The 3,184-nt window shown below is 53.9% G+C and carries 2 protein-coding genes and 1 pseudogene; all 3 read left to right on the top strand.

The annotated features are described in order from the left end of the window. Window positions 1-1,312: pseudogene (locus tag HCUR_RS02350) on the top strand (hypothetical protein); the annotation flags it as partial. 10 nt (window positions 1,313-1,322) lie between these two features. Beyond that, a complete protein-coding gene (locus HCUR_RS02345; RefSeq protein WP_243397252.1) occupies window positions 1,323-2,180 on the top strand; it encodes a hypothetical protein in 858 nt (285 codons plus the stop codon). Next, window positions 2,168-3,184: hypothetical protein (locus HCUR_RS08310; RefSeq protein ID WP_165780658.1), on the top strand; the 1,017-nt coding region annotated here is incomplete at its 3' end. The genes HCUR_RS02345 and HCUR_RS08310, both read left to right, overlap by 13 nt.

Here is a 3,184-nt window from a genome sequence, read left to right as displayed (position 1 = left end):
GACGGCAGCCCATAGCTTGGTGTATCAGGAAAATCCTGTAAAAACCCTTGCCCGCCAAGGTGTTCTTCAGATCTCCGCCGCAGGAGCCTCAGAGATCGGCCAGGCCTATCGTAGCGGTCTTTCGGGGCTGGAACATAAATTACTCCACGGAGCCTTGGCCATGGCCTCCACTCTCTCCCTCCAGGCTCTGGAAAGCGGTACTGGAGACTGGAATCAGGCTCTTCTGTCGGCAGGCGCCACCATGGCGGCGGAGACGTGTGCGCAGGGCGTTACAGAAGGAATTCGAGACCAGCTGCCTCAAAGAGCCCAGGGGGAAGGGCAGGAGGCCTATACCCAGCGCTGTCAGGAGGCAGCCCAGGCGTTGGCAGGTCGGGCTGTGGCCTCGTTAAGAATTCTCCTAGCTACGGGGTTAGCCTTGGCGGGAAAGGACTCGGGGGACATTCAGGTCTGTGACACCGCGGCCACCACTGGCTTGGAGGAAAATTTTGTCACCACCATTCTGGCAGTAGCCTACGATGTAGCCCAGGGCGTTCAGGAAGTACGCGACGAGATCCAGGAGGGCAATTACTGGAGCGCCGCCGCTCAGGGGGGCCTAGCCGCCGGATCCGTAGCATTGGATTTGGCCAGTGGAGGTGTGGGCAACACCGTGGTAAAAGCCGGGGTCCGCTTGGCGAGAACCGCCTTAAGCAAAGACAAGGGCCCGGGGATACTGAAAAAAGAGGGCGCTCACCCCACCGGTGCCCGCAGAAAAATAGAGGAAAAACAGCGGCAAGAACGGGGGCTGATCCGAGATAAGAATGCTCCCCCAATGGAAAACCCAGGACAAAGGGGCCTGAAACGGGCGGATCAAGAACGAATGGAGCTGAAGGGGCAGAAAAAGGTAGACCAGGTGCACCCGAAGTTTACCGAAGAGGTGGAAAAGGCCATGAAAAATAAGGAGTACAAGTACCGTAAGGATTTGCCGGATGGGAGAGTAAGGTTTTATAAGGAACATAAGCCAGCAAACGATAAGAACCCCAATATTCGTACCGATGGTGGATCCAATACCGTGAAAGAAGTATGTCCGAAGACTGGAAATATTCGCGTTTGGACTGAATCCTATCAAAAGCCCAGTGAAGCGCGTCCAAAAGAGGCTCGCGGTGGAGCGCCACAAAATGATTTACACGTAGTGGAGATTCATCCCAAACCTAAAATTGACGGAGTGGAACAAAAAGTTCAGCATTACCCGCCCACCCCTGGTGAATTGGGGAAATTTCAGCGGGGAGAAATTCCTAAGCTGAATACAAACCCCAATCCTTTAGAAAAAAAGTAGGAGGGGAAAAATGAGTATGTTAGGACAGTACTATCGGTGGTATGTTTTAGGAGAGTTAACGGCGGATAAAAAGATAAAAAATCCAGATTGGCAAGATTGTACTCGTTATCTGGCAGGGTTTTTGATGAAGGTGCTGTTGTTAAATGAGTGGAGAGAATACGATTATCCAAAATATGACTGGACTTACAAGTTTGCTGATGTGGCAGACGATTTTTGGGGACTTTTTGAATGGGGAAAAGATATTTCGGGAAAAAATATTGATGATATTGTAGATCGTGAAAAGGAACATGGTAGGGATCATTATCCTGGTAATTCATTGATGAACTACATTGCAGAAACCACAATTATGGGAGATTCTATTAATGCGGACATCCTGGAATGCATCGCCATCACCAACGATCTCTTTATTGGGCGTCGTAGCAGCGATGACATGTACAACGCCTTCATGACCCATGCCCCCTACGATCCCAACATCAAATGGCCCTGCCACCCCCATCATGACACGCTGTGTCCTAGTTTTCATCGGGCCATTCAGCCCTACCTTCAAAGTCAGGACCCGCCTCGAAGCCAGGCCGTCATCTGGGTACCCTTTCCTATTTTGCGGTTTGCCTTTTTTGCCAAGGAGGTCGCCCTCTTTGGCCGGTCCTTTGACGGGATGCAGCGGGTGGCGCAGGAGCAACTGGAACAGCTGGACAGCCGCCTCATTCACCCGGAATATTTCTATATCCTAGCTCGGGTGCTGGAGTTGGAGGACACTCCGGAATCCCGGAACAGCTTGGATATCCTGGCTAACAACCTGTTCTTGGGGGAAAAACCCTTGACTCAAGCCTGGGTGGAAGGGCCAGAGGAAGTGCCGTGGCTTCGATAAAGATTGTATTCACTCTGGGATTTCAATTTATTGGTGGGGTACTGGAGGCGCAGCGCTACCGGTGCATTCCCGGGTATGGGAGCACTTCTGAATCTTCTCATAATGTATATATACAAGAGCGTCGCCACAGCACCCAGCCGGTGCCCGGGTCCATTGAGGGGGTGCGCGTTGAGCCCTTCACGGATCTCAGCCAGGCCAGCACTGCAATGACTCCGCTGGAGGGGCTCCACCTTTCGCTGCAGCGCGGGGCCTTCCAGGGAACCCAGTTTAAGGGGGAGGTGAGCATTCAGGCTCGCGAGAAGCTCCTTCTGACCCCCGCCCTTCGGCAGGATGGATTTGAGAAAGTTTCGGTGACCCGAGACAGCAAAATTCTCCAGAAAACCCAGGCTCGCCAAGGCCAAGGGGTGGACTACATAGAGTGCTCAGTTCAAGGGAGGCTTAGTGTGGATACGCCGCACCTGGAAGTCGTTTCTAAGACGGGTCAGCGCCCCCCGGGCCTAGAAGTGGCGCCTCGCCCCGAGTTCACCGAGATTCACCACACGGTCCTGCCCTCCATTACTGAAGATGTTCAAAACCCTCGTACCACTGTTAAGCCTGCCTTCAAGGCCGCTCTGGGGGTGGGCATTGCAGCTCTGGCAGGGGCCAGCGGAGGGATTGCCTCTGGCGTGCTTGCAGCGTCCGCTCAGGCCTTCATCCAGAAGGGAGGTCTGGAGTCTCTGGCCAATCACGAATCCCTCCAGCTCTCGGATATGCTCAAGGCAGCGGGAAAAAGCCTTGCAGTGCAAGGGCTAAGCTTGGGTGTGGGAGATCTGGGCAGCGCCGGGAACCTGATTAAGACGACGGCAGCCCATAGCTTGGTGTATCAGGAAAATCCTGTAAAAACCCTTGCCCGCCAAGGTGTTCTTCAGATCTCCGCCGCAGGAGCCTCAGAGATCGGCCAGGCCTATCGTAGCGGTCTTTCGGGGCTGGAACATAAATTACTCCACGGAGCCTTGGCCATGGCC

It is taken from the genome of Holospora curviuscula (genome assembly GCF_002930195.1).
Classification (GTDB): Bacteria; Pseudomonadota; Alphaproteobacteria; order Holosporales; family Holosporaceae; genus Holospora; species Holospora curviuscula.
Note: the sequence above shows the minus strand (reverse complement) of the source record. Positions and strands in the feature narration are given on the sequence as shown.

What these genes read in the sequence shown, in the direction of transcription:
- HCUR_RS02345 (WP_243397252.1), top strand. Translation starts at nt 1,323, where the DNA reads ATGAGTATGTTAGGACAGTACTATCGGTGGTATGTTTTAGGAGAGTTA.